The 25,812-nt window shown below is 73.6% G+C and carries 21 protein-coding genes; 10 read left to right on the top strand and 11 right to left on the bottom strand.

The annotated features are described in order from the left end of the window. Positions 1–103: 103 nt before the first annotated feature. On the bottom strand, positions 104–1,546 hold the full coding sequence (gene phoA / locus QRT04_RS09820) for an alkaline phosphatase (RefSeq protein WP_289455030.1): 1,443 nt from the start codon (positions 1,544–1,546) through the stop codon (positions 104–106). A 202-nt stretch (positions 1,547–1,748) separates the two neighbouring features. Here phoA and QRT04_RS09825 point away from each other — a divergent pair, with 202 nt between their 5' ends. The 3 genes from QRT04_RS09825 to QRT04_RS09835 all read left to right on the top strand — a co-directional run bounded on the left by QRT04_RS09825 (position 1,749) and on the right by QRT04_RS09835 (position 5,375). Next, positions 1,749–4,256 (top strand): glycogen/starch/alpha-glucan phosphorylase, encoded by a 2,508-nt coding sequence (locus tag QRT04_RS09825; protein ID WP_407653612.1) that lies wholly within the window; start codon positions 1,749–1,751, stop codon positions 4,254–4,256. Between the two features lie 84 nt (positions 4,257–4,340). Beyond that, positions 4,341–4,730: a DUF5997 family protein gene (locus tag QRT04_RS09830; RefSeq protein WP_289455032.1), complete on the top strand. Its 390-nt coding sequence runs from the start codon at positions 4,341–4,343 to the stop codon at positions 4,728–4,730. Between the two features lie 168 nt (positions 4,731–4,898). Then, on the top strand, positions 4,899–5,375 hold the full coding sequence (locus QRT04_RS09835; protein WP_289455033.1) for a hypothetical protein: 477 nt from the start codon (positions 4,899–4,901) through the stop codon (positions 5,373–5,375). 102 nt (positions 5,376–5,477) lie between these two features. On the opposite strand, the gene QRT04_RS09840 is transcribed toward QRT04_RS09835, so the two are convergent. The 3 genes from QRT04_RS09840 to QRT04_RS09850 form a co-directional block, all read right to left on the bottom strand. Beyond that, on the bottom strand, positions 5,478–6,254 hold the full coding sequence (locus QRT04_RS09840) for a LysR substrate-binding domain-containing protein (RefSeq protein ID WP_289455034.1): 777 nt from the start codon (positions 6,252–6,254) through the stop codon (positions 5,478–5,480). Further along, positions 6,251–6,982 carry a tRNA (guanosine(46)-N7)-methyltransferase TrmB gene (trmB, locus tag QRT04_RS09845; RefSeq protein WP_289455035.1) on the bottom strand — a complete coding sequence of 244 codons (732 nt, stop codon included), beginning with the start codon at positions 6,980–6,982 and terminating at the stop codon, positions 6,251–6,253. Before trmB ends, QRT04_RS09840 begins: the two co-directional genes overlap by 4 nt. A gap of 104 nt (positions 6,983–7,086) precedes the next feature. Further along, positions 7,087–7,863, bottom strand: coding sequence for a VOC family protein (locus QRT04_RS09850; protein ID WP_289455036.1), 777 nt, complete (start codon positions 7,861–7,863; stop codon positions 7,087–7,089). Between the two features lie 278 nt (positions 7,864–8,141). Between QRT04_RS09850 and QRT04_RS09855 the strand changes: the two genes are divergently transcribed. Continuing rightward, complete coding sequence (locus QRT04_RS09855; protein WP_289455757.1) at positions 8,142–9,074, top strand: cation diffusion facilitator family transporter; 933 nt, start codon at positions 8,142–8,144, stop codon at positions 9,072–9,074. Continuing rightward, positions 9,071–10,486, top strand: coding sequence for an ion channel protein (locus QRT04_RS09860; RefSeq protein ID WP_289455037.1), 1,416 nt, complete (start codon positions 9,071–9,073; stop codon positions 10,484–10,486). Before QRT04_RS09855 ends, QRT04_RS09860 begins: the two co-directional genes overlap by 4 nt. Here QRT04_RS09860 and QRT04_RS09865 read toward each other — a convergent pair. Both QRT04_RS09865 and QRT04_RS09870 read right to left on the bottom strand, forming a co-directional pair. After that, positions 10,443–11,348: a YhjD/YihY/BrkB family envelope integrity protein gene (locus QRT04_RS09865; RefSeq protein WP_289455038.1), complete on the bottom strand. Its 906-nt coding sequence runs from the start codon at positions 11,346–11,348 to the stop codon at positions 10,443–10,445. The two genes, QRT04_RS09860 and QRT04_RS09865, sit on opposite strands and share 44 nt — an antisense overlap. Next, a complete protein-coding gene (locus QRT04_RS09870) occupies positions 11,345–12,277 on the bottom strand; it encodes an alpha/beta hydrolase (protein WP_289455039.1) in 933 nt (310 codons plus the stop codon). The genes QRT04_RS09865 and QRT04_RS09870 overlap by 4 nt, the downstream gene beginning before the upstream one ends. 399 nt (positions 12,278–12,676) lie before the next feature. Here QRT04_RS09870 and clpB point away from each other — a divergent pair, with 399 nt between their 5' ends. The 3 genes from clpB to QRT04_RS09885 all read left to right on the top strand — a co-directional run bounded on the left by clpB (position 12,677) and on the right by QRT04_RS09885 (position 17,215). After that, positions 12,677–15,274: an ATP-dependent chaperone ClpB gene (clpB, locus tag QRT04_RS09875; RefSeq protein WP_289455040.1), complete on the top strand. Its 2,598-nt coding sequence runs from the start codon at positions 12,677–12,679 to the stop codon at positions 15,272–15,274. A gap of 188 nt (positions 15,275–15,462) precedes the next feature. Beyond that, positions 15,463–16,512: a Gfo/Idh/MocA family protein gene (locus QRT04_RS09880; RefSeq protein ID WP_289455041.1), complete on the top strand. Its 1,050-nt coding sequence runs from the start codon at positions 15,463–15,465 to the stop codon at positions 16,510–16,512. Positions 16,513–16,645: 133 nt separating this feature from the next. Next, positions 16,646–17,215 (top strand): hypothetical protein, encoded by a 570-nt coding sequence (locus tag QRT04_RS09885; RefSeq protein WP_289455042.1) that lies wholly within the window; start codon positions 16,646–16,648, stop codon positions 17,213–17,215. 28 nt (positions 17,216–17,243) lie between these two features. On the opposite strand, the gene QRT04_RS09890 is transcribed toward QRT04_RS09885, so the two are convergent. Together QRT04_RS09890 and QRT04_RS09895 are read right to left on the bottom strand one after the other, a co-directional pair. Further along, the gene (locus QRT04_RS09890; protein ID WP_289455043.1) at positions 17,244–18,404 is read right to left on the bottom strand and encodes a hypothetical protein; all 1,161 of its coding nucleotides are present in this window, start codon (positions 18,402–18,404) and stop codon (positions 17,244–17,246) included. 52 nt (positions 18,405–18,456) lie between these two features. Next, positions 18,457–19,248: an exodeoxyribonuclease III gene (locus QRT04_RS09895; RefSeq protein WP_289455044.1), complete on the bottom strand. Its 792-nt coding sequence runs from the start codon at positions 19,246–19,248 to the stop codon at positions 18,457–18,459. 154 nt (positions 19,249–19,402) lie between these two features. Between QRT04_RS09895 and QRT04_RS09900 the strand changes: the two genes are divergently transcribed. Beyond that, complete coding sequence (locus QRT04_RS09900; RefSeq protein WP_289455045.1) at positions 19,403–20,158, top strand: SDR family NAD(P)-dependent oxidoreductase; 756 nt, start codon at positions 19,403–19,405, stop codon at positions 20,156–20,158. Positions 20,159–20,306: 148 nt separating this feature from the next. Here the strand turns inward: QRT04_RS09900 and glpK are convergent, their stop codons facing one another. The 3 genes from glpK to QRT04_RS09915 form a co-directional block, all read right to left on the bottom strand. Continuing rightward, entirely contained in the window at positions 20,307–21,830 is a 1,524-nt protein-coding gene (gene glpK / locus QRT04_RS09905) for a glycerol kinase GlpK (RefSeq protein WP_289455046.1), read from the bottom strand. A gap of 131 nt (positions 21,831–21,961) precedes the next feature. Continuing rightward, a complete protein-coding gene (locus QRT04_RS09910) occupies positions 21,962–22,714 on the bottom strand; it encodes an MIP/aquaporin family protein (protein ID WP_289455047.1) in 753 nt (250 codons plus the stop codon). An 86-nt stretch (positions 22,715–22,800) separates the two neighbouring features. Further along, positions 22,801–24,615 (bottom strand): glycerol-3-phosphate dehydrogenase/oxidase, encoded by a 1,815-nt coding sequence (locus tag QRT04_RS09915; protein ID WP_289455048.1) that lies wholly within the window; start codon positions 24,613–24,615, stop codon positions 22,801–22,803. 127 nt (positions 24,616–24,742) lie between these two features. Between QRT04_RS09915 and QRT04_RS09920 the strand changes: the two genes are divergently transcribed. Further along, positions 24,743–25,735 carry a sugar-binding transcriptional regulator gene (locus QRT04_RS09920; protein ID WP_289455049.1) on the top strand — a complete coding sequence of 331 codons (993 nt, stop codon included), beginning with the start codon at positions 24,743–24,745 and terminating at the stop codon, positions 25,733–25,735. Positions 25,736–25,812: the final 77 nt, after the last annotated feature.

Raw genomic sequence — 25,812 nt, forward strand, 5'->3', positions numbered from 1 at the left:
CGCACCCGAGGTTCGGTGGGGGTGCGTCACTCGGGACGGGGCGAGGGCCCGCCGCCGCAGCGACGAGCCCTCGCTCGATGGGCGCCCGCAGGCGCGCCGGCCGTCAGTGGTGGCCGTGCTGCCCCCACGGCGCCGGCGCGTTCGACTTCAGCTTGAGCGCGTCCCGGATCGTGAAGAACAGGTCCGTCTGGTCCGTCAGGCCCACGACGTTCGCGGCGCGCGGGCCGTAGGCGGCGATGCGCACCTGCGTGCCGGTGTGGTCCTGCGAGCCACCGGTGTCGGCCGTGCCGTACGCGACCGTCATCGGCTTGCCGTCGGCCGTGAGCAGCGTCCGCGTCAGGCCGGGCGTCGTCGTGCCGGGGTAGATGATCTGGCTCGAGTGGCCGTGGTCCGCCGTCAGGACGACGAGCGTGTTGCCGTCCTTCTTGGCGAAGTCGAGCGCAGCCTTGACGGCCTCGTCGAGGTCCACGGTCTCGCCGATCTGGCCGCACGGGTCGGCGGCGTGGTCCTGCTTGTCGATGCTCGCGCCCTCGACCTGCAGGAAGAAGCCCTTCTTGGCGTGCTTGTCGTCGAGCAGCGAGATCGCCTTGCTCGTCATCGCCTGCAGGTTCGGGCGCGTGGACGAGTACGCCGGGTTGGGCGTGCACGTGGCGGGCGCCTCGGCGCCACCGGTGTGGGTCGCGAGCGGACCGGTCCAGCGCACCGGCATGTTGCCCGTCGCGAAGAGGCCGAGCACCGGCGACTTCTGGTCCGCCTTCGTCACGGCCGCGAGACCCGCGGCGTCGCCGATCACCTGGTAGCCGCGCGCGTTCGCCTGCTGCAGCAGCGTCTTGCCGGACCACGCGCCCGCCTTGGCGGTCTCGTCGAAGGTCTTCGAGCCGCCGCCGAGCGTCACGTCGGGCCGGGTGTTCAGCAGCTGCTCGGTGATCGAGCCGAGGCCGCCGTTCTCGAGCGCGTTCGTCGGGCACTTGGTGGTCGTCACCGACGGGCCGTAGCAGGAGCGGTCGGTCACGTGCGAGACGAGCACCGCCGGCGTCGCGTCCTGGATCTCCGCGGTCGTCACGTCGCCCGTGCGCAGGCCGTTGGCCTTCGCGATCTCGAGGATCGTGCGCTGCGGGTCGCCGTCGACGTCGACCGAGATCGCGCCGTTGTAGGTCTTGGTGCCGGTGGACCAGCCCGAGCCGGAGGCCGCCGAGTCGGTGACGTAGTCGGGCTTGCCGTCCTTCTTGTCGAGCGCGTACGTCGTGTACTGGCCCGTCAGCGGCAGCCCGTCGATGCCGGCGAACCGGCCCGCGGCGCCCTTGGCGTAGTCGCGCGCGACCGTGATCTCCGAGTCGCCCATGCCGTCGCCGATGAACAGGATGACGTTGCGGGCCGCGGACCCGTCGATGGCCTTGCGCACGGCGGAGGTCTGGTCACCGTGCAGACGGCGCGCGTCGCCGTTGCCGGTGAGGTCGCTGCTCGTGGCCCACGCGGTGGCGCCGACCAGCACCAGCGCGCCGGCTGCGGCGGCCGCGGCGATCGGACGGACGGCTCGAGTCCTCATGGCATCCCCTTCGTCGGGTCTCAGTCGCGGCACGTGCCGCGCACCGGAAGTTGACCGAGCCGACGTGACGAGCGGGTGAGCCGGGCGTGATGCGCAGGAGAACGGGACCGGACGATTCGGACGCGCGTCCGGCTTCGGGGGCGGCGGGCGGCGCGTCGTGTGTCCGGCTCGATGCGTGCACGTGACGACTGGTCGCCTGGTGATGACCGTCCCTGCGGCGCCTACTACGGTGGCAAGCGTGACGCAGCAGACGGCACCCATCGCCATTCGTGAACGCACGGTCGACGCCTTCACCCGCGAGTTCCTGCGGGAGCTCAACTTCGGGCAGGGGGTCGACGTCGAACGGTCCTCCGTCAACGACCGTTACCTCGCGCTCGCGCGCACGGTGCGCCACTACCTGATGACGCGGTGGATCGAGACGCTGCGCCACCAGTGGGAGCACCAGGCGAAGTCGGTCGCCTACCTCTCGGCCGAGTACCTGCTGGGACGCCAGCTCGACAACGCGCTGCTGGCCTCGGACCTCACCGACATCGCGCGCACGTCGGTCGAGAGCCTCGGCATCGACTTCGACGAGCTGCGCGACGCCGAGATCGAGCCGGGACTGGGCAACGGCGGCCTCGGCCGGCTCGCCGCGTGCTTCGTCGACAGCCTCGCGACCATGAACATCCCGGCGGTCGGCTACGGCATCCGGTACGAGTACGGCATCTTCGAGCAGACGTTCGTCGACGGCTGGCAGGTCGAGAAGGCGGACGACTGGCTGCGGCTCGGCTCGCCGTGGGAGTTCCCGCACCCGGAGGCCGCCGTCGAGGTCGGCTTCGGCGGCACCACCGAGGACCACGAGGTCGACGGCGAGAAGCGCCGCCGCTGGGTGCCCGCCTGGAACGTGCTCGGCGTCCCGTACAACTACATGGTCCCCGGCTACGAGAACGGCCGCGTCAACACGCTGCGGCTGTGGAGCGCGCGCGCGACGCACGCGTTCGACCTGCAGATCTTCAACTCGGGCGACTACGAGGAGGCCGTGCGGGCCCAGACGTTCGCCGAGAACATCTCGAAGGTCCTCTACCCCGAGGACTCGACGCCCCAGGGCAAGGAGCTGCGCCTGCAGCAGCAGTACTTCTTCGTCGCGTGCTCGCTGCGCGACTTCCTCGACCGCGTGCTGCTGCGCGGCTTCGACCTGCACAACCTGCCCGAGCGCGTCACGTTCCAGCTCAACGACACCCACCCTGTCATCGCGGTGCCCGAGCTGATGCGGATCCTGGTCGACGAGCGCGGCTGGAAGTGGGACGAGGCGTGGGCCGTCACGCAGCGCGTCTTCGCCTACACGTGCCACACGCTGCTGCCCGAGGCGCTCGAGGTCTGGTCCGTCGAGCTGCTCGGCCGCCTCTTGCCGCGGCACCTCGAGATCATCTACCGGATCAACGAGGAGTTCCTCGAGGTCGTCCGCACACGCTGGCCCGACGACGAGCTGCGCCTCCGGCGCATGTCGATCATCGCCGAGCACCCCGAGCGCGCGGTCCGCATGGCGTTCCTCGCGACCGTCGCCGGCGTCAAGGTGAACGGCGTCGCCGAGCTGCACAGCCAGCTGCTGCGCGACAAGGTGCTCGCCGACTTCGCCGAGCTCTGGCCCGACAAGTTCACCAACGTGACGAACGGCATCACGCCGCGCCGGTTCCTCAAGCTCGCGAACCCGGGCCTCTCCGACCTGATCACCGAGGCGATCGGCGACGGCTGGGTCACGGACCTCGACCGGCTCGAGGGCCTGCTCCCGCTCGCGGACGACGCGGAGTTCCGCCGCCGGTTCCGCGAGGTCAAGGCGGCCAACAAGCTGCGCCTCGTCGACATGCTCGCGCACCGCGACGGCAGCACGATCGACCCCGACACGATGCTCGACGTCATGGTCAAGCGGCTGCACGAGTACAAGCGCCAGATGCTCAAGCTGCTGCACGTCATCTCGCTCTACGAGCAGGTGACGAGGGGTCGCCTCGACATCGCGGACGTCACGCCGCGCACGTTCGCGTTCGGTGCGAAGGCGGCGCCCGGCTACCGGATGGCGAAGCAGATCATCGGCCTGATCAACGCGGTGGGCCGCACGATCAACGACGAGCCCGCGCTCGAGGGCCGGCTGCGCATCGTCTTCCCCGCGAACTACAACGTGACGCTCGCCGAGTGCCTGATCCCGGCCGCCGACCTGTCGGAGCAGATCTCGCTCGCGGGCAAGGAGGCGTCGGGCACCGGGAACATGAAGTTCATGCTCAACGGCGCGCTGACGATCGGCACCGACGACGGCGCGAACGTCGAGATCCGTCAGCTCGTCGGCGACGACAACTTCTTCCTGTTCGGGCTCGACGAGCCCGCGGTCGAGAAGGTCGTGGCCGCCGGGTACCGACCGACGTCGTTCTACGAGTCGATCCCGAACCTGCGGCACGCGCTCGACCTGGTGGCGCGCGGCACGTTCTCCGGCGGGGACCGCTCGGTCTTCGAGCCGATCGTGTCGAACCTGCTCTCGGAGGACCGGTTCCTGGTGCTCGCGGACTTCCAGGCGTACGTCGACGCGCAGGCCCGGGTCGACGTCGCCTACGCCGACACCGAGGGGTGGACACGGTCCGCGGTGATCAACGTGGCCAGGGCCGGGTTCTTCTCGTCCGACCGGTCGATGCGCGACTACCTCGACCGCATCTGGCACGCGCGCCAGGTGGCGACGAGGCCCTGACGTCCGCCGACGACCGCCGGGTGCGCGCTGCGGCCCGACGGTCGCGGCGCGGGCGCGTCGTCAGGCGCTCGTTAGGCTGGGCGCGTGCCCAAGAAGCCGCAGGAGCTCAAGCCGTCGACCGCCGCCGCGAAGCTCGGCGTGTACCTGCCGGCGACGCCGGCCGAGTTCCAGGAGTCGCCGATCACGCGTGACGACCTCGCGGCACTCGAGTCGAACCCGCCACAGTGGCTCGTCGACCTGCGGCGCAACGGCCCGCACCCGCGCGGCGTCATCGCTGCCCGCCTGCGGGTCTCGACGAGCGGGCTCGCGCGCGCCGGCATCACCGACCCGCTGACGACCGACGAGATCACCGCGCTGATCGCCGACCCGCCGGAGTGGCTGATCCGCGAGCGCCACACGTTCGACGAGGTGCGCCGCGAGGAGAAGCGGATCGCGGAGCGCGACGCGGCCCGCCGCGCCACGGCGGCCGAGTAGGGCTGAGCCGGCGGCGCCGACCGTGCGCCGTCGGGGGACAGGGGCGGTCGTTCCTGACCGGCGACGTCGCTCCCGCTCGGCGTGACTGCGGGTGAAAGGGGCGCGCGAACGGGCGGTCGCGACCGGGCGCGCGGTCGGGACGCCGCCCGCGGTGACACCGTGATGCGCATGCGTGGACGCGTGCTGACCGCGGGGTTGCTGGTGGGTGTCGTCGTGGGCTGCGCCGGCTGCTCGGGCGAGCCGCGGCACGTCGGCGTCCCGGTGACCGCGCTGCCCACCACGCTGGACGACTGCAACCACATCTCGGTGCACGGCGATCCCGGCCTCGGGGCGGGCTTCCACTACGACGAGGCGGCCCGGCACCCGTTCGGCTCGAGCGCGCGGCTGGTCGTCTGCCTGCCCGGCGCGCCGACCAGCGGCGACGGCGAGTGGCGGTTCCACACCGCCAGCGACGCGGTGTCGGTGGTCCAGAACGGCGGCGACCCGGGCGACGGGATCATCTCCCTCACGATCACGGTGAGCCGGGCGGCCGACGGCACGTCGGCAGAGATGACGGGCGGGTTCGGCTCGTTCGGGGCGCCGACGATCAGCACCGACGACCACGAGTGGTGGTTCGGCCCCTGGGGCGACGACGCCGGGCGGTGACAATCGCCCCGCGGCGCCGGGTCCGTGACGCGGCGCTTGCACGGGGACGGGCACTCGCAGGGCCGGCGGCCGATCGTGACGCCGGTCGGCCGCGCGACGGCGTCAGCGGCGGCGGCCGCGGCCCTGGTCGCCGCGGCCCTTGCCCGGTGCGCGGCCCTTGCCCGCGCCGCGGCCCTGGGCCGGCGCCCGACCGCCGCCCGTCGGACGGGGGGTGCGCGCCTTCTCGTCGGCCGGGGGGGCGCCGCGTCCGCGGGACGAGGCCGCCGTGCGGCCGCGCACGATGCCGATGAACTCCTCGACGAGGTCGTCGTACCGGGTCTCGAGCCAGGCGAGGCCGACCTGCGAGCCGGGCGCGTCGGGCACGGGACGCACGGCGAGCCCCTTGCGCTGGTGCAGGCGCGCGACCGACTGGGGCGCGACGAGGACGGCGAGGCCGGCGGCGACGAGGTCGACCGCCTCCTCGGTGGTGGCGGGCGCGGCGCCGGCGAAGCGCTCGCCCGGCGCGTCGTCCCAGGTCAGCGTCGCGTCGACGAGCACGGTGTCGTCGACGAGGTCGCCGGGCGTCAGCTCGTCCGCCGCGGTGAGCACGTTGTCGCGCGCCACCAGCACGACGGTCGCCTCGGTGTAGAGCGGGATGACCGCGAGGCCGTCGCGGTCGACCGGCAGCCGGACGAGCGCGACGTCCGCGTCGGCCGCCCGCAGGCGCGCCTCCGCGTCGGTGGCCTCGAGCTGCACGAGCTCGAGCGGGACGTCGGCCAGCCGCTCGCGCCAGACGCGGAGCCAGCGGTCGGGGTTGACGCCGGGGACGATGCCGACGCGGAACGCTGCGGTGCCCCCGGCACCGGTCCCGGGAGTCGTGGCGGGTTCCGGTGCGCTCATCGGACCCTCGTCGCGATCAGGTCGCGGGACTCGTGGCCCAGGTCGAGGCCGCGGGCCTCGAACTTCGTCACGGGCCGGTGCGGGGGCCGAGGCGAGAAGCCCGAGCAGTCGAGATCCGGGTCGGCGACGAGAACCTCGAGCATCTGGTCGGCGTACTCGGCCCAGTCGGTCGCGACGTGCAGCGTGCCGCCGACGCGCACCCGCGAGCGGAGCAGCGAGACGTGCACCGGCTGGACGAGGCGGCGCTTGTGGTGGCGCGCCTTCGGCCAGGGGTCAGGGAAGTAGGCGCGCACCTCGTCGAGCGAGCCGGGCGCGATGGCGTCGCGGACGAGGTCGAGCGCGTCGCCGTGGCCGACGCGCACGTTGGTCAGCCCCGCGTCGCGCACGAGCACCAGCAGGTTCGCGATGCCGGGCACGTGCGCCTCGACCGCGAGCACGTCCCGGGTCGGGTCGGCCGCCGCCATCGTGACCGTGGCGTCGCCCATGCCGGGTCCGATCTCGAGCACGAGCGGCGCGCGCCGCCCGAACAGCGCCTCCGCGTCGAGCGTGCCGTCGGCGCGCCTCGGGAACGAGGGCTCGTCGTGCACCGAGAACCCGAGCTGCGGGAACAGCCGGCGCAGCGCGTCCTGGCGGTCCTTGCCGAGCGCGATGCGGCGCGGGTGGAAGGTGCGCAGCGGCGCGTGCGGCCGCGCGGCGACGTGGCGGAACGCGTCGGACGGCTGGCTCACGGTCAGCCAGCCTACGGAACCGCGCGGGCCCCGGGTCGCCGCGCGGTGATCCCGCCGGTGGAGGGGTGCGGCGTGGGCGCGGCGGCGCTGCGCCAGGTCCGGCGTCACGCCACGGGGTGCATCACGGCGAACACCTCGCCCGACGGGCCCGACACGATCGCCACCCGCCCGTACGGCGTGTCGACCGGCTCCTGGAGCACCTTCCCGCCGTGCGCGCCGACGCGGTCGGCCGTCGCGTCGGTGTCGTCGACCGCGAGGTAGAGCGTCCACGCGGCGGGAGCGCCGCCCCCGGCGCCGGCGCCGTACGCGCCGACGCCCGCCGCGGGATGGTGGCCGACGTCGAGCACCGCGTACGTCAGTCCGCCGCCCGACAGGTCGCGCACCGTGTACTCGAACAGGCCGGTGTAGAACGCCAGCGAGGCGGCCTGGTCGTGCGAGAACACCTCGGACCAGGTGGGGGCGCCGGGCGCGTCGACGAGCGTCCAGCCCGGGTTCGTGTCCGACTGCCAGAGGCCGACGACCGCACCGGTCGGGTCGGCGAGCAGCGCGGTGGTGCCGCGGTCGAGGACGGCGGTCGGCTCGATCAGCACGCCGGCGCCGAGCTCGACCGCCCGCGCGACGGACGCAGCCACGTCGGGGGTCGCGAGGTAGACGCACCAGGCCGCGGCGGGGACGGGGCCGTCGGCCGCGGGCGTCGTCAGCCCCGCGACGCGGCGGCCGTCCAGCATCCCGACGAGGTAGCCGCCGTTGTCCGGCCGGCCGACCTCGAACTCCCAGCCGAGCACGGGACCGTAGAACGCGCGGGCCGCGTCGAGGTCGGCGACGACGATGTCCGCCCAGCACGGGGAGCCGGCGGGCCACGGGTGGTCGCGGGTCGTCATGTGCCCATCCCATACCTCGCGACGACGACCGGCACGGCGAGCCTGCCCGCGCGACGCGTCGCGGCGTGTGCTAGTCACGGACCATGGCGGACGCGCCCGCGAGCCCGAGGCCGGACGAGCCGTCGCGTCCGCACGACGGCACGCGGCCGGGCGACGCGCTCCGGCCCCTCGTGCCAGAGCCGCGACCGCCGCGTACGCCGCGGCCCGCGGAGGACTCGCAGCCGCTCGACGGCGTCGTGCCCACGGGGCCCGGCGGCGCGCCCGCCGGCGGCGAGAGCATGCTGACCGTCGTCGTCGCGTTCGCCGCGAACGCGCTGATCGCGGTCGCCAAGACGGCCGCGGCGGCCGTCACCGGGTCGGCGTCGATGGTCGCCGAGGCCGCGCACTCGTGGGCCGACACCGGCAACGAGGTCTTCCTGCTGCTCGCGCAGCGCAAGGCCGCGCGGCCGCCCGACGACGACCACCCGCTCGGGTACGGGCGCGAGGTCTACGTCTGGTCGCTGTTCGCGGCGATCGGCCTGTTCGCGGTCGGCGCGGGCGTGTCGATCACGCACGGCATCCAGGAGCTGCTGCACCCCGAGCCGGCGAGCGACTTCGTGATCGCGTACGTGGTGCTCGCGATCTCCGCGGTGCTCGAGGGCGTCTCGTTCATGCAGGCCAACCGGCAGGCCCGGCGCGCGGCGGCGCGGCGCGACCGCGACCTGTTCGAGCACATCCTCGCGACGTCCGACCCGACGGTGCGCGCGGTGTTCTTCGAGGACGCCGCGGCCCTCGTGGGCATCGTGATCGCCGGGACCGGCATCGCGCTGCACCAGGTCACAGGCTCGGTCGTGCCCGACGCGGTGGGCTCGATCCTCGTGGGGCTGCTGCTCGGCGTGGTCGCGGTCGTGCTGATCGAGCGGAACCGCCGCTTCCTCGTCGGGCAGAGCGCGGACCCGGCGCTGCGGGACGCGGCGCTGCGCGCGCTGCTCGCGCTGCCCGAGGTCGAGCGCGTCACGTCGCTGCGCATCGAGGTCGTCGGTGCGATGCAGATGTTCCTCGTCGGCGCGGTCGACCTGCCCGGCTCGCCGGACGAGGTCGAGGCGTCGCACCTGCTCGCGATGCTCGAGCGGCGCGTCGCGAGCACGCCCGGAATCGTCGGCGCGGTGCTCTCGCTGTCCGAGCCCGAGGAGCCGTCGCTCGTGCCACGCAGCCAGGAGGGGACGCCATGACGCAGCAGGAGGAACCCGGGGTCGAGCCGGGGCCTGTCCCCGTCGCACCGACCGCGCCCGACGCGGCACCCGCGCCCGGACCCGGGCCGACGGGCGAGTTCCACGTGCCGGTCCGCCGTCTGCTCAAGCTGACCGTCCCGGCGGTCGTCGTCGGGGTCGGCTGCGCGCTGACGCTGTGGGGCCTGTCGTCCCTCGCGGGAGCGCTCGAGCACGTGCTGTGGGACGACCTGTCGGGCGTCTTCGGCCTGACGAAGGACTCGCGGTTGTGGATCGCGATCATGCTCGTGCTGACCGCGGTGCTGGTCGGCCTGGTCGTCACGTACGCGCCCGGGCACGCGGGACCGGACCCGGCGACGACGGGTCTCGTCGAGAAGCCGCTCGCGATGCGCGTCCTGCCTGGCCTCGCGGTCGCGCTCGTCCTGATGCTCGCGGGCGGCGTCTCGCTCGGGCCCGAGAACCCGATCATGGCGATCAACGCCGCGCTCGTGACCGTCTTCGGCGCGCGCGTGGCACGGGGTACGCCGGCGATGCTGTGGATCAGCCTCTCGACCGCCGCCACGATCGGCGCCATGTTCGGCACGCCCGTCGCGGCAGCGCTGATGTTCTCCGAGCTCGACCTCGGCGACCGGCGCATCCCGCTGTGGGACCGGTTGTTCGCACCGCTCGTCGCGGCGACCGCCGGCGCGCTCACGATGTCGCAGGTCGCGTCCGACCTGTCGATGCAGCTCGACCTGCCGCAGTACACCGACCTGCGGTTCCGCGACCTCGGGTTCGCCGTCGTGATCGCGCTGGCGACCGCGGCGCTCGGCCTCCTCGGCGCGTACGTGTTCACGCCGCTGCACCGCGCGTTCCGCCGGACCGGGCGGCCTCTCGTCGCGATCGTGCTCGGCGGTGTCGTCCTCGCCGGGCTCGGTGCGCTGGGCGGCTCGATCACGCTGTTCAAGGGCCTCGAGCAGATGAAGCAGCTGCCCGGGCTCGCGGATGCGCACGGCGCGGGGTGGTTCTTCGGCATCGCGCTCGTCAAGCTCGCCGCGCTGCTCGTCGCGAGCGCGTCCGGGTTCCGCGGCGGCCGCATCTTCCCGGCGACGTTCGCCGGTGCGGCGATCGGGTTCGGCATCCACGCGTGGCTGCCCGGTGTCCCGGTCTCGCTCGCGGTCGCGTGCTCGGTCGTCGGGATCGTGGTCGCCGCGACGCGGTCCGGGTGGTTGTCGCTGTTCCTCGGCGTCGCGCTCGTGCCGGACACGCTGCTGCTGATGCCCTGCCTGCTCGCGACGCTCGCGGCCTGGCTGCTGGTGACGAACCGCCCCGAGCTGCGCGCGACCGACACCGACGCTCCCGGGCCCGCCGGGACGCCCGCGCCCGCGAGCGTCAGCGACGCCGGTCAGGCTCCGCCACCGTCTCAGGATCGCTGAACACCGACGCGTGCCCGCGTCCGCGCACCCACCGGCCCAGCGGGCCCGGGTCCTGCGCACAGGCCCGGGCGATCACCGCGACCCCGATGACGACGAACGCGATGGCGAACAGCCACGAGATGTACGAGAACACGAGGCCCAGCACCCCGAACTCGCGGGCACCGCGTACGAGCACGATCGGCAGGTAGACCGACCCCGCCAGCGTCAGCCCCGCGAGGCACACCGATGTCGCGACGCCGGAGAAGAGGAGGGGGCGCCACCGGACCTCGCGCTGCACGAGCACCCACGGCGCGAACGTCCAGACCGCCGTCCAGAGCACGAGCTGCACGAGCAGCGGCAGCCAGCCAGACCACACCTCGCCGCGCGACGCCCGGCGCGTGAGCCCGATCAGCCCGACCGCGAGCAGGATCGCGATCAGCGCCGCGAACCACCGCCACCACGACCGCAGGCTCGGCCGCGGCACCTGCCAGATGCGCAGGTAGATGCGCTCGAGCGCGCGCGAGAACGACGTCGCGCTGACGATCGCCACGACGACGCCGAACACGCCGATCCCGCTCTCCACGGTCGCGTCGGACGGGATGGACGCCTGCAGCGTGGAGCGCACCGACTGGGGGAGGTCCAGGCTCTCGGCGAGCGCCGACCCGAGACTGCCCCCGTCGCGCGGGTGCAGCGTGGCGGTGACGAGCATGATCGGCACGATCGACGTGAACGCCTGCGCGGCGAGCGTCATCGCCCGGTCGAACAGCTCGATCCGGGCGAGGGCGAGCGCGCAGTCCTCGAGCAGCCGCCCGACCGACGTCCGGCGCACCTGCGCCCACCGGCGCAGGCCCCAGGAGCGCCACCGATCGGTCGTCGTGGTCACGGCTCGTCCAGGAACCTCAGCACGGTGTCGAGGTACTGGTCCCGTGCCGGCTGCGGCGAGAGCGCGAGGTCGTGTGCGCCGCCCGGGATCGAGACGAACCGCACGTCGGAGCCGAGCAGCGGCGCGCGCGCCTCCATCTGGCGCGGGTCGAGCACGACGTCGGTCGTCAGCAGGTTCTCGTGCGGGCGCGTGCCGTCGCCGCGCTCGGCGGACGCCAGCACCAGCACGGGACAGTCGATGTCGACCCCGCGCGCGACGCGCGCCTGTGCGCGCAGCACCGCCCGGACGAAGCCCGCGCGCACCGGGAACTTCGCGGCCGGCTTCCACGAGAGGTCGAACCGCCACTCCCCGCCCGAGTCGGCGTGCAGCGCGCCGGCGTAGTGGCTCGGCAGGTCGCGGACCTTGGCGCGCGGCGCGACGCGGCCCAGCACCTGCACGAGCGGACCCGCGACGGCGGTCTCGGCGCGCGGGCCCTGCAGGTCGAGCCACGGGCTGTTGAGCACCACCTTGGTGAGCAGGCCGGGCCGTGCGTCGGCCCAGAGGGCCGCGATCAGGCCCCCCGTCGAGTGGCCGAGCAGCGCGATCTGGTCGTGGTCGCGCAGCAGGATGCGGAACGCGGCGTCGATCTCCTCGGCGTAGGTCGCGAGGTCGGTCGTGTAGTTGGGCTCGCGCCCGGGCCGGATCGAGCGGCCGTAGTCGCGCATGTCGAGGGCGTACACGTCGTGGCCGGCCGCGGCGAGCGCGTCGCCGACGTGCGCGTGGAAGAAGTAGTCGACGAAGCCGTGGAGGTAGAGGACCGCGCGTCGCGGCGCGGGGCCGTCGGGGGTGCGGTGGACAAGCGTCGCGACCGGGTCGGGATCGCGGCCGTCGGGGCGGAGCTGCAGCGTGCGGGCGGTCCAGCCGGGCCCGAGGACGTCCTCCTCATCCATGAGGCGATGCTGCCACGGGCCGCCCGGCGCGGCGCGCGCGCACGCGACGCGTGGGCTCGGTCGCCGTCTGCGCGCCGGGGTGACGGCGACCGGGGTGGGCCGGGAGCGCGCGGCGGTTCCGGTGGTGCGCGCGGTCCCCGGTGTCCGGGGGTGCGGAGCCGTCGGAGCCGTCGGTGCCGTCGGTGCGGAGGATCGACGCGCGGGGCGCCGACACGCCGTGCGCGCCGGCGCCCTCCGCACCGACGGTCAGATCCGGCGCGCGGCCCTGCCGCCGGCGTTCCCGCGCTGCGTGCGACCACGATCGCCGGCGCGCCGCGCGGGCAAGACTTGAGCGGAATAGACTCAACTTCGGTCGCGGTTGGGATGAGCAGCCAACCAAGGACCCGATCAGGAGGCCATGTGGATCCCAAGTTCACCACCCGGTCGCAGGAGGCCCTGGGCGACGCCATCCAGCAGGCGTCCGCTGCGGGGAATCCGCAGCTCGAGCCCGCGCACCTGCTCAACGCCCTGCTCCAGCAGGAGGGCGGCGTCGCGAACGGGCTGCTCGACGCCGTCGGCGCCGACCGTGCCGCGCTCGGCCGGTCGGTGCGCGCCGTGCTCGTCAACCTGCCGTCGTCGTCCGGCTCCTCCGTGGCACAGCCGAGCGCCAGCCGCGCGATGTCCGCCGCCATCCAGGCCGCGTCCGACGAGGCGCGCACGCTCGGCGACGACTACGTCTCGACCGAGCACCTGCTGATCGGCCTGGCGTCCGGCCAGTCGGGCGTCGCCGACGCGCTGCGCGCGGCGGGTGCCTCGCGTGAGGCGCTGCTCGCGGCGCTGCCGGCCGTCCGGGGGAGCGGCCGCGTCACGAGCCCCAACCCCGAGGGCACGTTCAAGGCGCTCGAGCAGTACGGCGTCGACCTCACGCAGCGCGCGCGGGACGGCAAGCTCGACCCCGTCATCGGCCGCGACTCCGAGATCCGCCGCGTCATCCAGGTGCTCTCGCGCCGCACGAAGAACAACCCGGTGCTGATCGGCGAGCCCGGCGTCGGCAAGACGGCGGTCGTCGAGGGGCTCGCGCAGCGGATCGTGGCGGGTGACGTGCCCGAGTCGCTGCGCGGCAAGCGCCTCGTCGCGCTCGACCTCGCGGCGATGGTCGCGGGCGCCAAGTACCGCGGCGAGTTCGAGGAGCGCCTCAAGGCCGTGCTCGAGGAGATCACGAGCTCGGAGGGCGAGGTCGTCACGTTCATCGACGAGCTCCACACCGTCGTCGGCGCGGGTGCCGGCGGCGAGGGCGCGATGGACGCGGGCAACATGCTCAAGCCGATGCTGGCCCGCGGCGAGCTGCGGCTGGTCGGCGCGACGACGCTCGACGAGTACCGCGAGCGCATCGAGAAGGACCCCGCGCTCGAGCGGCGGTTCCAGCAGGTCTTCGTCGGCGAGCCGTCCGTCGAGGACACCGTCGCGATCCTGCGCGGCCTCAAGGAGCGGTACGAGGCGCACCACAAGGTGACGATCTCCGACGCCGCGCTCGTCGCCGCCGCGGCGCTGTCCGACCGGTACATCACGGGCCGCCAGCTGCCCGACAAGGCCATCGACCTCGTCGACGAGGCCGCGTCGCGCCTGCGCATGGAGCTCGACTCGTCGCCCGTGGAGATCGACGCGCTGCAGCGCGCCGTCACGCGCCTCGAGATGGAGGAGGTCGTGCTCTCCGAGTCCGACGACCCCGCGTCGCGCGAGCGGCTCGAGCGCCTGCGCGCCGACCTGGCCGACCGCCGCGAGGAGCTCGCGGGCCTCACCGCGCGGTGGGAGAAGGAGAAGGCGGGCCACAACCGGGTCGGCGACCTGCGGGCGAGGCTCGACCAGCTGCGCGCCGACGCCGAGCGCCTGCTGCGCGAGGGCGACCTCGCGGGTGCCGCCCGCCTCCAGTACGGCGAGATCCCGCAGGTGGAGAAGGAGATCGCCGCGGCCGAGGCCGACGAGGCGGAGACCGACGGCGACGTGGTCGCGCACGACACCCCGATGATCGCCGAGAAGGTCGGGCCCGACGAGATCGCCGAGGTCGTCTCGATGTGGACCGGCATCCCCGCGGGCCGGATGCTCGAGGGCGAGACCGCGAAGCTGCTGCGCATGGAGGAGGTGCTCGGCGAGCGCCTGATCGGGCAGTCGCGAGCCGTCGCCGCCGTGTCCGACGCGGTGCGCCGCGCGCGCGCCGGCATCTCGGACCCCGACCGCCCCACGGGTTCGTTCCTGTTCCTCGGACCCACGGGCGTCGGCAAGACCGAGCTCGCCAAGGCGCTCGCGGACTTCCTGTTCGACGACGAGCGCGCCATGGTCCGCATCGACATGTCCGAGTACGCCGAGAAGCACTCGGTCGCGCGGCTCGTCGGTGCACCGCCCGGGTACGTCGGCTACGAGGAGGGCGGCCAGCTGACCGAGGCGGTCCGCCGTCGGCCGTACTCCGTGGTCCTGCTCGACGAGGTCGAGAAGGCGCACCCCGAGGTGTTCGACGTGCTGCTGCAGGTGCTCGACGACGGGCGGCTGACGGACGGCCAGGGGCGGACCGTCGACTTCCGCAACGTGATCCTGGTGCTCACGTCGAACCTCGGCTCGCAGTTCCTGGTCGACCCGCTGCTGTCCGACGCGGACAAGCGCGAGGCCGTCATGGCGGCCGTGCGCACGGCGTTCAAGCCCGAGTTCCTCAACCGGCTCGACGACATCGTGCTGTTCGACCCGCTGTCGCTCGAGGAGATCGGGCGGATCGTGGACCTGCAGGTGGAGGCGCTCGCCCGACGGCTCGAGGACCGGCGGCTCACGCTGTCCGTCTCGCCCGCGGCGCGCGAGTGGCTCGCGCTCGAGGGCTACGACCCCGCGTACGGGGCCCGGCCGCTGCGCCGCCTCGTGCAGCGCGAGATCGGCGACCGGCTCGCTCGTCGACTGCTCGCGGGCGAGATCCGCGACGGCCAGACGGTCGAGGTGGACCGCGGCGACGAGGGCCTGACGGTCACGGCGGCCTGACGGCCCCGGCGGCCCGACGGCCCGTGCGGCCCGGCCGCCGAAGTACGAACGACGCCGCCGACACGGCACTGCGCAGTCACGGGTCTGCGGCGTTGTTCGGTGTTCGCCGCTGGGTGGCTCGCGACGTCCCGGGCTCGGCCACCGGTGGAGCGGCGCCGACGGCGGCGGGGCGTGACAGGGTGGCGCGCATGACGCGCGACCTCCGCCTGCCCGAGCCCCGGACGCCCGACCCGGCGGACGCGCCGCCGCTGCGCTGGGGCGTCGTCGCCCCGGGGCACATCGCCGGGAAGATGGCGGAGGCGCTGCGCGACCACACGCGCCAGCGGGTCGTCGCCGTCGGGTCGCGGTCGGCGGAGCGCGGCGCCGAGTTCGCCGCGCGGTACGGCGTCGACCGCGTGCACGACTCGTACGAGGCCCTGGTCGACGACCCGGAGGTCGACGCCGTCTACGTCGCGAGCCCGCACAGCCACCACCGCGACCAGGCGCTGCTCGCGATCGCCGCCGGCAAGCACGTGCTGGTCGAGAAGGCGTTCACGCGCAACGCCGTCGAGGCGCGCGCCGTGGTCGACGCCGCGCGCGCCGCCGGCGTGCTCGTCATGGAGGCGATGTGGACGCGTTACCTGCCGCACACCGACGTGATCCGGCAGCTGCTCGAGGACGGCGCGCTCGGGACCGTCCGCCGCGTCGTCGCGGACTACGGCGTGCTCGCCGGACCCGACCGGCCGCAGCGGCTCGTCGACCCTGCGCTCGCGGGAGGAGCCCTGCTCGACATCGGCATCTACCCGCTGTCGTTCGCGGCGTTCGTCGCGCGGCATGCGGGGTTCGGCGCCGCGCCGACGGCAGTGCAGGGGGCCGGCTCGCTGACCGACACCGGTGTGGACGCGCAGCTCAGCATGCAGCTCGCGTACGGCGACGCCGAGGCGCAGCTGTTCACGTCGATCGTCGCGCCCTCGGGACACACGGCACACGTGCTCGGCGACGCGGGGCGCATCGACGTCGACGAGCGCTGCTACACGCCCGCAGGGCTGACGGTGACGATCGGCGACGCGGTCGGCACGTGGGACGCGAACCGGGTCGAGGGATACGGCGGCCTCGCGTTCCAGGCGTGCGCGCTCGCCACGTGGGCCGCCGAGGGCAGGCGCGACTCGCCGCTGCTGCCGCTGGACGAGACCGTGACGATCCTCGAGACGGCCGACGAGCTCCGTCGCCAGGTGGGGGTGCGCTACCCGGGGGAGTGAGCGACGGGCGCGGGACGGCTCGCCGTGCGGGTGGCCGCGCGCCGGATCCGGCCACGGCGCGTGACAGATGTCAGGTCGCAGCAGTGGCGGATCGCATCGGTCCCGCGGCGCGCGCCCGGCCAGCATCGTCGTCATGAACCCCGCTGCTGACGCCCTGCTCGGTCTCCTCGTCCTCGCCTGGATCCTCTGGCGACAGACGCAGACGCGCGAGGTGCGGTTCGACCGCGGCCCGCGAGGGTTCGCGATCATCGCCGGCGTCGGGCTCTGGCAGGTCGTCTCGTTCCTGGGCGCGCACACGGTGCGGCCCGTCGCGATCGGCGTGCTGGTCGGCAGCCTCGCGGTGTCGGCGGCGTTCGGCGTGCTGCGCGGGCGGCTGCAGCCGGTGTGGCGCGCGGCCGACGGGCGCGTGCTGCGACGCGGCACGGCAGTCACCGCCGGGCTCTGGCTCGTGGCGGTCGCGCTGCACCTCGCGGCGGACGAGTACGCGAAGCACGTCGACGCGGCTGCCGCGGGCCTCGCGAGCGCGAGCCTGATGCTGTACCTCGCCGTCTCGCTCGGCGTGCAGACGCTGGTGGTGCGCCAGCGCGCCACCCACCTCGTGCCCCGTGCGGGTGAGGCCTGCGCGACGCCGGCAGCGCCGGTCGCCGCCGGCCCCGCACCGACGCCCGCGGTCGCCGCTCCGACGCAGTGGCCGACCCGCTGACGGAGCCCCTGCCGCCGCCGGCGTGCGGTCAGGACGAGAGGCCCGCGCCCGTCAGCGTGTGCGCGACGACCGAGCCGGTCAGGTCCGTGTCCGGCGACGCCAGCACGCAGTAGGCCGCGCGCTGCGTGGGCCAGTGGTCAGGGTCCGAGAAGAAGACGTCGCTCACGCCGGCCTCCTCGGCGTCGGGGGACAGCACGGTGATCTTCTGCTCGCACTGGTCGAGGGCGTTCTCGAAGACGGTGCCGGACGGCTGGCCCTCGCCGTCGAGCTCGACCGGCCCGGGCAGGGTGGTGCGCGCGATCACCTCGGCGCCGTGGGGCACCGCGCAGTCGACCACGCGTGCGTCGCTCATCGGGAAGGTCGTCGGATAGACGTCGAGGCACGAGCCCGCGGTGAGGTCGGTGCGCAGGTCGTAGTCGGACGAGGGCGCCTCGGCGGAGCTGCTGGAGGACTCGTCGAAGTCGCCGTTCGACGCCGCGATGCCGATCACGACGGTGATGAGTGCGCCCACCCCGATGATCACCGAGGAGATGATGACCGCCGCGAGCGACAGACCCTTGCCCGGCCGCCCGGACCGGCGCGTGCGCACGAGCCCCCAGATCCCCAGCCCGAGGCCGACGAGCGACGCGATGCCCAGCGTCACGAGACCGGCGATGGCCGTGACGAGCGCCGCGACCGCGACGGGGTCCGTGCTCTGCGGCGGCGCGTAGCCGCCGTAGCTCCCGGGGTACGCGCCGGGATAGGCGGAGTAGCCGGGCGGGGGCGGGTACTGGCTCCCCGAGCCGTACGCGGGCGGCGCACCGTACGGCTGACCGGACGAGGCTCCGTAGGGCGCGGCGGGCTGGGCCGGCGCTGACCCGTAGTGCTGCGCGGGCGCCGCGCCGTAGGGCTGGCTCGCCGCCGCCTGCCCCTGCGGCGTCCCGTACGGCTGGGTCGGGGTCGTCCCGTACGGGTGGGCGGGCGCGGACCCGTACTGCTGGGTCGGGGTCGTCCCGTACGGCTGCGCGGGAGCGGACCCGTACGGCTGGGTCGGGGTCGACCCGTACGGCTGCGCGGGAGCGGACCCGTACGGCTGCGCCGGAGCGCCAGGCTGCGCGCCGCCAGGCTGCGCCCCGCCCGGGCCCGCGGGCTGCTCCTTGGGCCGGTCCTCGGGGGCCGCGAACGGGTTGGTGCCGGGCTCGTCGCTCATGCTCGGAGGCTACCCAAGCCGCGCGCCCTCGCCGCCGCGCGAACGGGCGAGATCAGTCGGCGATCTCGAGCACCACGGGCACGTGGTCGGACGGCGCCTTCCCCTTGCGCTCGTTGCGCTCGATCGTCACGCCCGTCACGCGGGCGGCGAGCGCGGGCGAGGCGTACGTCAGGTCGATTCGCATGCCCTCGTTCCGGGGGAACCGCAGCTGCTGGTAGTCCCAGTAGGTGTACGTGTGCTCGGCGGGCACGTGCTCGCGCGACACCTCGGTGTACCCGGCGCCGCCGATCGCGACGAACGCCTCGCGCTCGGCGGGCGTCACGTGCGTGCGTCCCGCGAAGAAGGCCGGGTCCCACACGTCGGTGTCGAGCGGCGCGATGTTCCAGTCGCCCACGAGCGCCACCTGCGCGCCGGCGTCGGCCGCGAGCCAGCCCGCCGCCGCGTCACGCAGCTTCGCGAGCCAGTCGAGCTTGTAGACGTAGTGCGGGTCGCCGATCTCGCGGCCGTTGGGCACGTACAGGCTCCAGACGCGGACGCCGCCCGCGGTGACGCCGAGCGCGCGCGCCTCGGCGGCCGCCGGGTCGCCCCACGTCGGCATGCCCGGGAAGCCCTGCTCGACGGCGTCGACGCCGACGCGCGAGATCACCGCGACGCCGTTCCACTGGCTGAAGCCGTGCGTCACGACCTCGTACCCGAGCGCCTCGAACGGCTCGCGCGGGAACTGGTCGTCCTTGCACTTGGTCTCCTGCAGCGCGAGCACGTCGACGCCGGACCGCTCGACGAACGCCACCGCCCGCTCCGTACGCGCTCGGATGGAGTTGATGTTCCAGGTGGCAAGCCGCATGGCCGGAACGCTACCGGCCGCCGCCGACACACCCGGACGGACGAATCGGACGTTCCGCGCACAGGTTGCTCTTGAGAACGGTGAGGTCCCGCGGCTAGCGTCCGCCCCAACCAGGGTGCGGTCCGGCGCCCTTGGGACGAACCGGAGGTCGACGGTGACGTCGGAGCTCAGCGGTCGGCGCGCGCTCGTGACGGGCGGCGCCTCGGGGATCGGCCGTGCCGTCGCGGTCGCGCTGGCGGGGGCCGGCGCGGACGTCGCGATCACCCACCTGTCGCACGATCCCGAGCCCGTGCTCACCGAGATCCGCGACGCGGGGAGCAAGGGGTTCGCGTTCCAGGTCGACACGCGGCACAGCTGGGACGTCGACCACGCAGTCGGCGACGCGGCGCAGGCGCTGGGCGGCGGCATCGACGTGCTCGTCAACAACGTGGGCGGCATCATCGAGCGCCGCACCGTGCCGGAGCTCGACGACGCGGCGTGGCACGCGGTGCTCGAGCTCAACCTGACCACCGCGTTCTACGCGACGCGCGCAGCGCTGTGCACGATGCCGGACGGTGGCCGGATCATCACCATCTCCGCGCAGGCGGCGCGCTCCGGCGGCGGGACGGGCCTCGTGGCGTACACCACCGCCAAGGCCGCGCTCGAGGGGTTCACCCGCGCCCTCGCGCGCGAGGTCGGCTCCCGGCGGATCACGGTGAACGCGGTCGCCCCGGGGTTCGTCACGGGCACGCCGCTGCACGCGCTGCACACCCCGGAACCGGCGCAGCGCGCGGCGGTCGCGGGGTCGGCCGTCGGGCGAGCGGGGACCCCGGACGACGTCGCGGCGGCGGTCGTCTACCTCGCCGGCGACGCGGCGGGCTTCGTCACGGGCGCGACGCTCGACGTCAACGGCGGCGCCTGGTTCTCCTGACGCCGCGCCCGCCACGGACCGCCCGCACGCGCGCGGCACGGACCCCAGACCCCCCGGGGCGCGGCCGGGGGCCGGAACCCTCCCTCCAGAGCCCCGGCCCCCGCCGTGGTGCTGCCGCCCCGCCCCTCTGCAGGGCGGCAGCGTGGGATCAGCTCACGTCGTCGTCGACCCAGTCGAAGGTCTTCGTCACGGCCTTCTTCCACAGCCGGTACTGGCGGTCGCGCTCGGCGTCCTCCATCGAGGGCTCCCAGCGCTTGTCCTCGGCCCAGTTGTCGATGACGTCCTGCTCGCCCGACCAGTAGCCGACGGCGATGCCCGCGGCGTAGGCGGCCCCGAGCGCGGTCGTCTCGGCCACCTTCGGCCGGATCACGGGCACGCCGAGGATGTCGGCCTGGAACTGCATGAGCAGCTCGTCCTGCACCATGCCGCCGTCGACCTTGAGCTCGGAGAGGTCGACGCCCGAGTCGGCGTTCATCGCGTCGAGCACCTCGCGGGTCTGGAACGCGGTGGCCTCGAGGGCGGCACGCGCGATGTGCGCCTTCGTCACGTACCGCGTCAGGCCGACGAGCGCGCCGCGCGCGTCCGCGCGCCAGTACGGCGCGAACAGGCCCGAGAACGCCGGCACGAAGTACGCGCCGCCGTTGTCGTCGACACTCCTGGCCAGCTCCTCGACCTCGGGGGCCGACGTGATCAGCCCGAGGTTGTCGCGCAGCCACTGGATGAGCGACCCGGTGACGGCGATCGACCCCTCGAGCGCGTACACGGGAGCCTGGTCGCCGATCTTGTAGCAGAGCGTCGTCAGCAGGCCGTTCTTCGAGGGCACGGGCGACGTGCCGGTGTTGAGCAGCATGAAGTTGCCCGTGCCGTACGTGTTCTTGGCGTGGCCGACCTCGAAGCACGCCTGGCCGAACGTCGCCGCCTGCTGGTCGCCGAGGATGCCGGAGATCGGCACGCCGGCCAGCAGGCCGCCCTCGCGGTCGTTCCCGTAGATCTCGGACGACGAGCGGATCTCGGGCAGCATCGAGAGCGGGATGCCCATCTCGCCCGCGATCTCCTCGTTCCACGTCAGCGAGTCGAGGTTCATCAGCATGGTGCGCGAGGCGTTGGTGACGTCGGTGACGTGCACGCCGCCGTCGACGCCGCCCGTCATGTTCCACAGCACCCACGAGTCGGTGTTGCCGAACGCGAGGTCCCCGCGCTCGGCCGCCTCGCGCGCGCCGTCCACGTTGTCGAGGATCCAACGGATCTTCGGGCCCGAGAAGTACGTCGCGAGCGGCAGGCCGACCTTGGACTTGTAGCGGTCCGCGCCCCCGCCGAGCGCGCCGAGCTCGTCGGCGATCTTCTGCGTGCGGGTGTCCTGCCAGACGATCGCGTTGTAGACGGGCTTGCCGGTCTTGCGGTCCCACACCACCGCGGTCTCGCGCTGGTTGGTGATGCCGACGGCCGCGACGTCCTTGGCGGTGATGCTCGCGCGGCCGAGGGCCTGGCCGACGACGTCGCGCACGTTCGTCCAGATCTCCGCCGGGTCGTGCTCGACCCACCCGGCCCTCGGGAAGATCTGCTGGTGCTCCTTCTGGCCGACGGCCACGATCTGCCCGCCGTGGTCGAAGACGATCGCGCGCGAGCTGGTCGTGCCCTGGTCGATGGCGACGACGTACTGGGTGTCGGGCATGACGAACTACCTCCGAAATGGCTGGTGGAACTGACGGGTGCTCCCGTCCGGCGCGTGGCCTCGGGAGACGGGCCCGGTGGCGGGGTCGCGCCGTGCGCGCGGCCCCGCCGGCCGGACCTGCGGGGCGTGCCTCAGAAGATGTAGGCGTTCGCCAGGAGCGCGGCGAGGACGCCGCCCACGATCGGGCCGATCACCGGGACCCACGCGTACGACCAGTCGCCGCTGCCCTTGCCGGGGATCGGCAGGAACGCGTGCGCGATGCGCGGGCCGAGGTCACGAGCCGGGTTGATGGCGTAGCCCGTGGGGCCACCGAGCGAGGCGCCGATGCCGACCACGAGGAGCGCGACGGCGAGCGGGCCCAGGCCGGAGGGCGTCGGGCCGAACGCGAGGATGACGAACACCAGCACGAAGGTCGCGATGACCTCGGTGATGAAGTTCCAGGCGTAGGAGCGGATCGCCGGACCGGTCGAGAACACCGCGAGCTTGGTGGCCGGGTCGGCCGGCTCGTCGAAGTGCTTCTTGTACGCGACCCAGCACAGGGTCGCGCCGATGATCGCGCCGATCATCTGGGCCAGGATGTACCAGGCCGCGTTGCCCGCCGTCGGGTTCAGCGTCGCTGTGACCTGCCCGCCCGGGCCCGTCACCTTGTAGAACGGCTGGTCGGCGACCCAGAGGCCGATCGTCACCGCCGGGTTGAGGTGCGCGCCCGACTTGAACGCGACGTACACGCCGGAGAACACGGCGAGGCCCCACCCGAAGTTGATCAGCAGCCAGCCGCCGTCGAACCCCTTGTTCCGCGGCAGGATCACGTTCGCGACCACGCCTGTGCCGAGCATGACGAGCATCCCTGTTCCGAGGATCTCGGAGATGAATGCGTGGGACATGAGTGTGGACACGATCAACCCCTTCTGACGGACTCCGTTGTCACGTGCGCCCCGCACCCTCGCGGGGGTATCGCTGCCCCCGCTGGTCAGGTCCCCACGGGACCTGACGATCCGTGTCCCGCGGGCGAGCCCGGCTTGGTGCCGGAGCCCGCGGTGTCGTCGCCGATGTCGACCATCGGCGCGAGCTCTGCTGCCCGCAGCCGCACGGCCTCCGCCGACGCGTCGTCCTGCTCGAGCGCCGCGGCGTGCTCCGCCTCGGCACGCGCCCGGTACGCCTCGATCTCGGCGCTGCGCGTCTGCGCGTCCCACCCGAGCACCGGGCCGACCAGGTCGGCGATCTCGTCGAGCGCGCCCACCCCCTTGTCGGCCTGCTCGTAGTTGAGGCGCGTGCGGTGCAGCAGCACGTCGTCGAGGTGCAGCGCGCCCTCGTGGCTCGCGGCGTACACGATCTCCGCCCCGATGTACGCGGGCGCGGTCGGCAGCGGCTTCGCGAGCTCCGGGCGCTCCTCGCACAGGTCGATGAGCTCGCCGAGCAGCGAGCCGTACCGGTGCAGGAGGTGGTCCATGCGGGGCCGGTCCCAGTCGAACCGCGACCCGATCGCGCGCGCCTGGCGCTGGATGACGTTGAGCCCTTCGGCGCCGACGAGCGGGATGTCGTGCGTGAGCGACGGCAGCGAGGTGGCGCGCGAGCCGATCGCGAAGTCGACGGCGTCCTTCGCCATCACGCGGTACGTCGTCAGCTTGCCGCCGGCGATCACGGTGAACCCCGGCGCCGGGCTCGCGACGGTGTGCTCGCGAGACACCTTGGCCGAGCTCGTGCCCTCCTTGGTGCCCGGCTGGAGCAGCGGCCGCAGGCCGGCCCACGTGCCGATGACGTCGTCGCGCGTGAGCGGCCGCGCGAGCACGGTGTTCGCGTGCTCGATGACGTAGTCGATGTCGGCCGCGGTCGCCACGGGGTGCACGAGCTGCTGCTCCCAGGGCGTGTCCGTCGTGCCGATCACCCAGTAGCGGCTCCACGGGATGATGAACAGCACCGACTTCTCGGTCTGCAGGATCAGGCCGGTGTCGCCCGCGATGCGGCTGCGCGGCACCACGATGTGGATGCCCTTGCTGGCGAGCACGCGGAGGCCGCCCTCCGAGCCCGCGAGCGCCTCGGTCTGCTCGGTCCAGACGCCGGTGGCGTTGATGACGTGGCTCGCGCGGACGTCGATGTGCTCGCCCGTCTCGAGGTCCTGCAGCTCGGCGCCCGTCACCTGGCCGCCGGTCGTGCGCTGCAGCCCGAGCACCTGCGTGCGGCTCGCGGCGTACGCGCCGTAGCTGACGGCCGTCCGGACGAGGGTCGAGACGAGCCGCGCGTCGTCGACGCTCGCGTCCCAGTAGCGGACCGCGCCGATCGCGGCGTCGTGCCGCAGGTCGGGGAACAGGCGCTCCATGCCCTTGCGGGTGAGGTGCCGGTGGATCGGCATCGCGCGCTTCGAGCCCGAGACGCTGGCCAACGTGTCGTAGAGCGCGACGCCCGCGCCGACGTACGCGCGCTCCCAGACGCGGTTCTCGAGCGGGTACAGGAAGCTGACGGGCTTCACCAGGTGCGGCGCGAGCTTGTTGATCAGCAGGTCGCGCTCGGTGAGCGCCTCGCGCACCAGGTGGAAGTCGAGCATCTGCAGGTACCGCAGCCCGCCGTGGACCAGCTTCGAGGAGCGGGACGACGTACCGCTCGCCCAGTCCTGCGCCTCGACGATGGCCGTGGAAAGTCCCCGCGCGACGGCGTCCAGCGCGATGCCGGCGCCGGTGACGCCACCGCCGATGACGAGGACGTCGAGCTCGTTCCCCTTCTGTGCGGATGCCCTCAGTACGTCGAGAGCGTCGGTGCGGGCCTGGGCCGTCAGCGGCGCGGTCCTCATGGAGGGGTCCCCCGTTCGTCCGTCTCGCCGCTTTTCGGCGGCGTGGTTATCGTCATCACGGGGCGAACGGACGCGCAACCGGACTGCACGAACGTGCAGTGGGAACGCGGTCCCGACGGGAGGGTCGATGTACGTCGAGCGGGAGCAGGACGTGCTGCGTGCCGCGTCCATGTACTACCTGCAGGACCTCAAGATGGAGGTCATCGCGCGCCACCTGGGCACCTCGAGGTCCACGGTGTCGCGGCTCATCAAGAGGGCGCGCGAGGCCGGGCTCGTCGAGATCACGCTGCGCCCCGCGAGCACGCGTGCACCCGGGCTCGGCCGCTCGATCGCGTCGGCGTTCGGCATCGACACCTACGTGGTGCCCGTGCCCGACTCCGCCTCGCACATCGAGCGCCTCGACCAGGTGTCGATGACCGGCGCGAAGCTGCTCTCGTCCTGGTTCGACTCGAACATGGTGCTGGGCGTGGCCTGGGGGACCACGCTCGCGGCGGTCTCTCGGTTCCTGTCGCCGAAGCCGACGCGCGGCTCCCACGTCGTGCAGCTGAACGGCGCCGCGAACATGCGCACGAGCGGCATCGAGTACGCGTCGGACCTCATCTCGTCGTTCGGGACCGCGTTCGGCGCCGCGGTGCACCACTTCTCGGTCCCCGCGTTCTTCGACTACTCGGACACGAAGGCCGCCATGTGGCGCGAGCGGTCCGTGCGGCGCGTGCTGGACATGCAGCGGCGGGCCGACATCGCCGTGTTCTCGGTCGGCGCGGTGGCCGGCGCGGTCCCGTCGCACGTCTACGCGGCGGGCTACCTCGACGACGCCGACGTGCGCGTGCTCCACGACGAGGGCGTCGTGGGTGACGTCTGCACGGTGTTCCTGCGGGCCGACGGGTCGTGGCAGGACGTGCCCCTGAACGAACGTGCGACCGGCCCGACGCCCGTCGAGCTGCAGCGCATCGCGCGACGCGTGTGCGTGGTCGCGGGGGACAACAAGGTCGCTCCCCTCCTGGCCGCGCTGCGCGCCGGCGTCGTCACGGACCTCGTGGTCGACGAGATCACGGCGACGGGCCTGCTGGACGCGGTCGAGCCGATGCACGTGCACCGGCGCACCCGCGCGCACGCCTGACGCAGGGCGGCGCGGGCCGCGTCTCCTCCCGCCGCGCGCCTCGCAGGAATCTGAGCGAACCGTCGCTCGCCGCGACC

The organism is Cellulomonas alba (genome assembly GCF_030362835.1).
Lineage (GTDB): Bacteria > Actinomycetota > Actinomycetes > Actinomycetales > Cellulomonadaceae > Cellulomonas > Cellulomonas alba.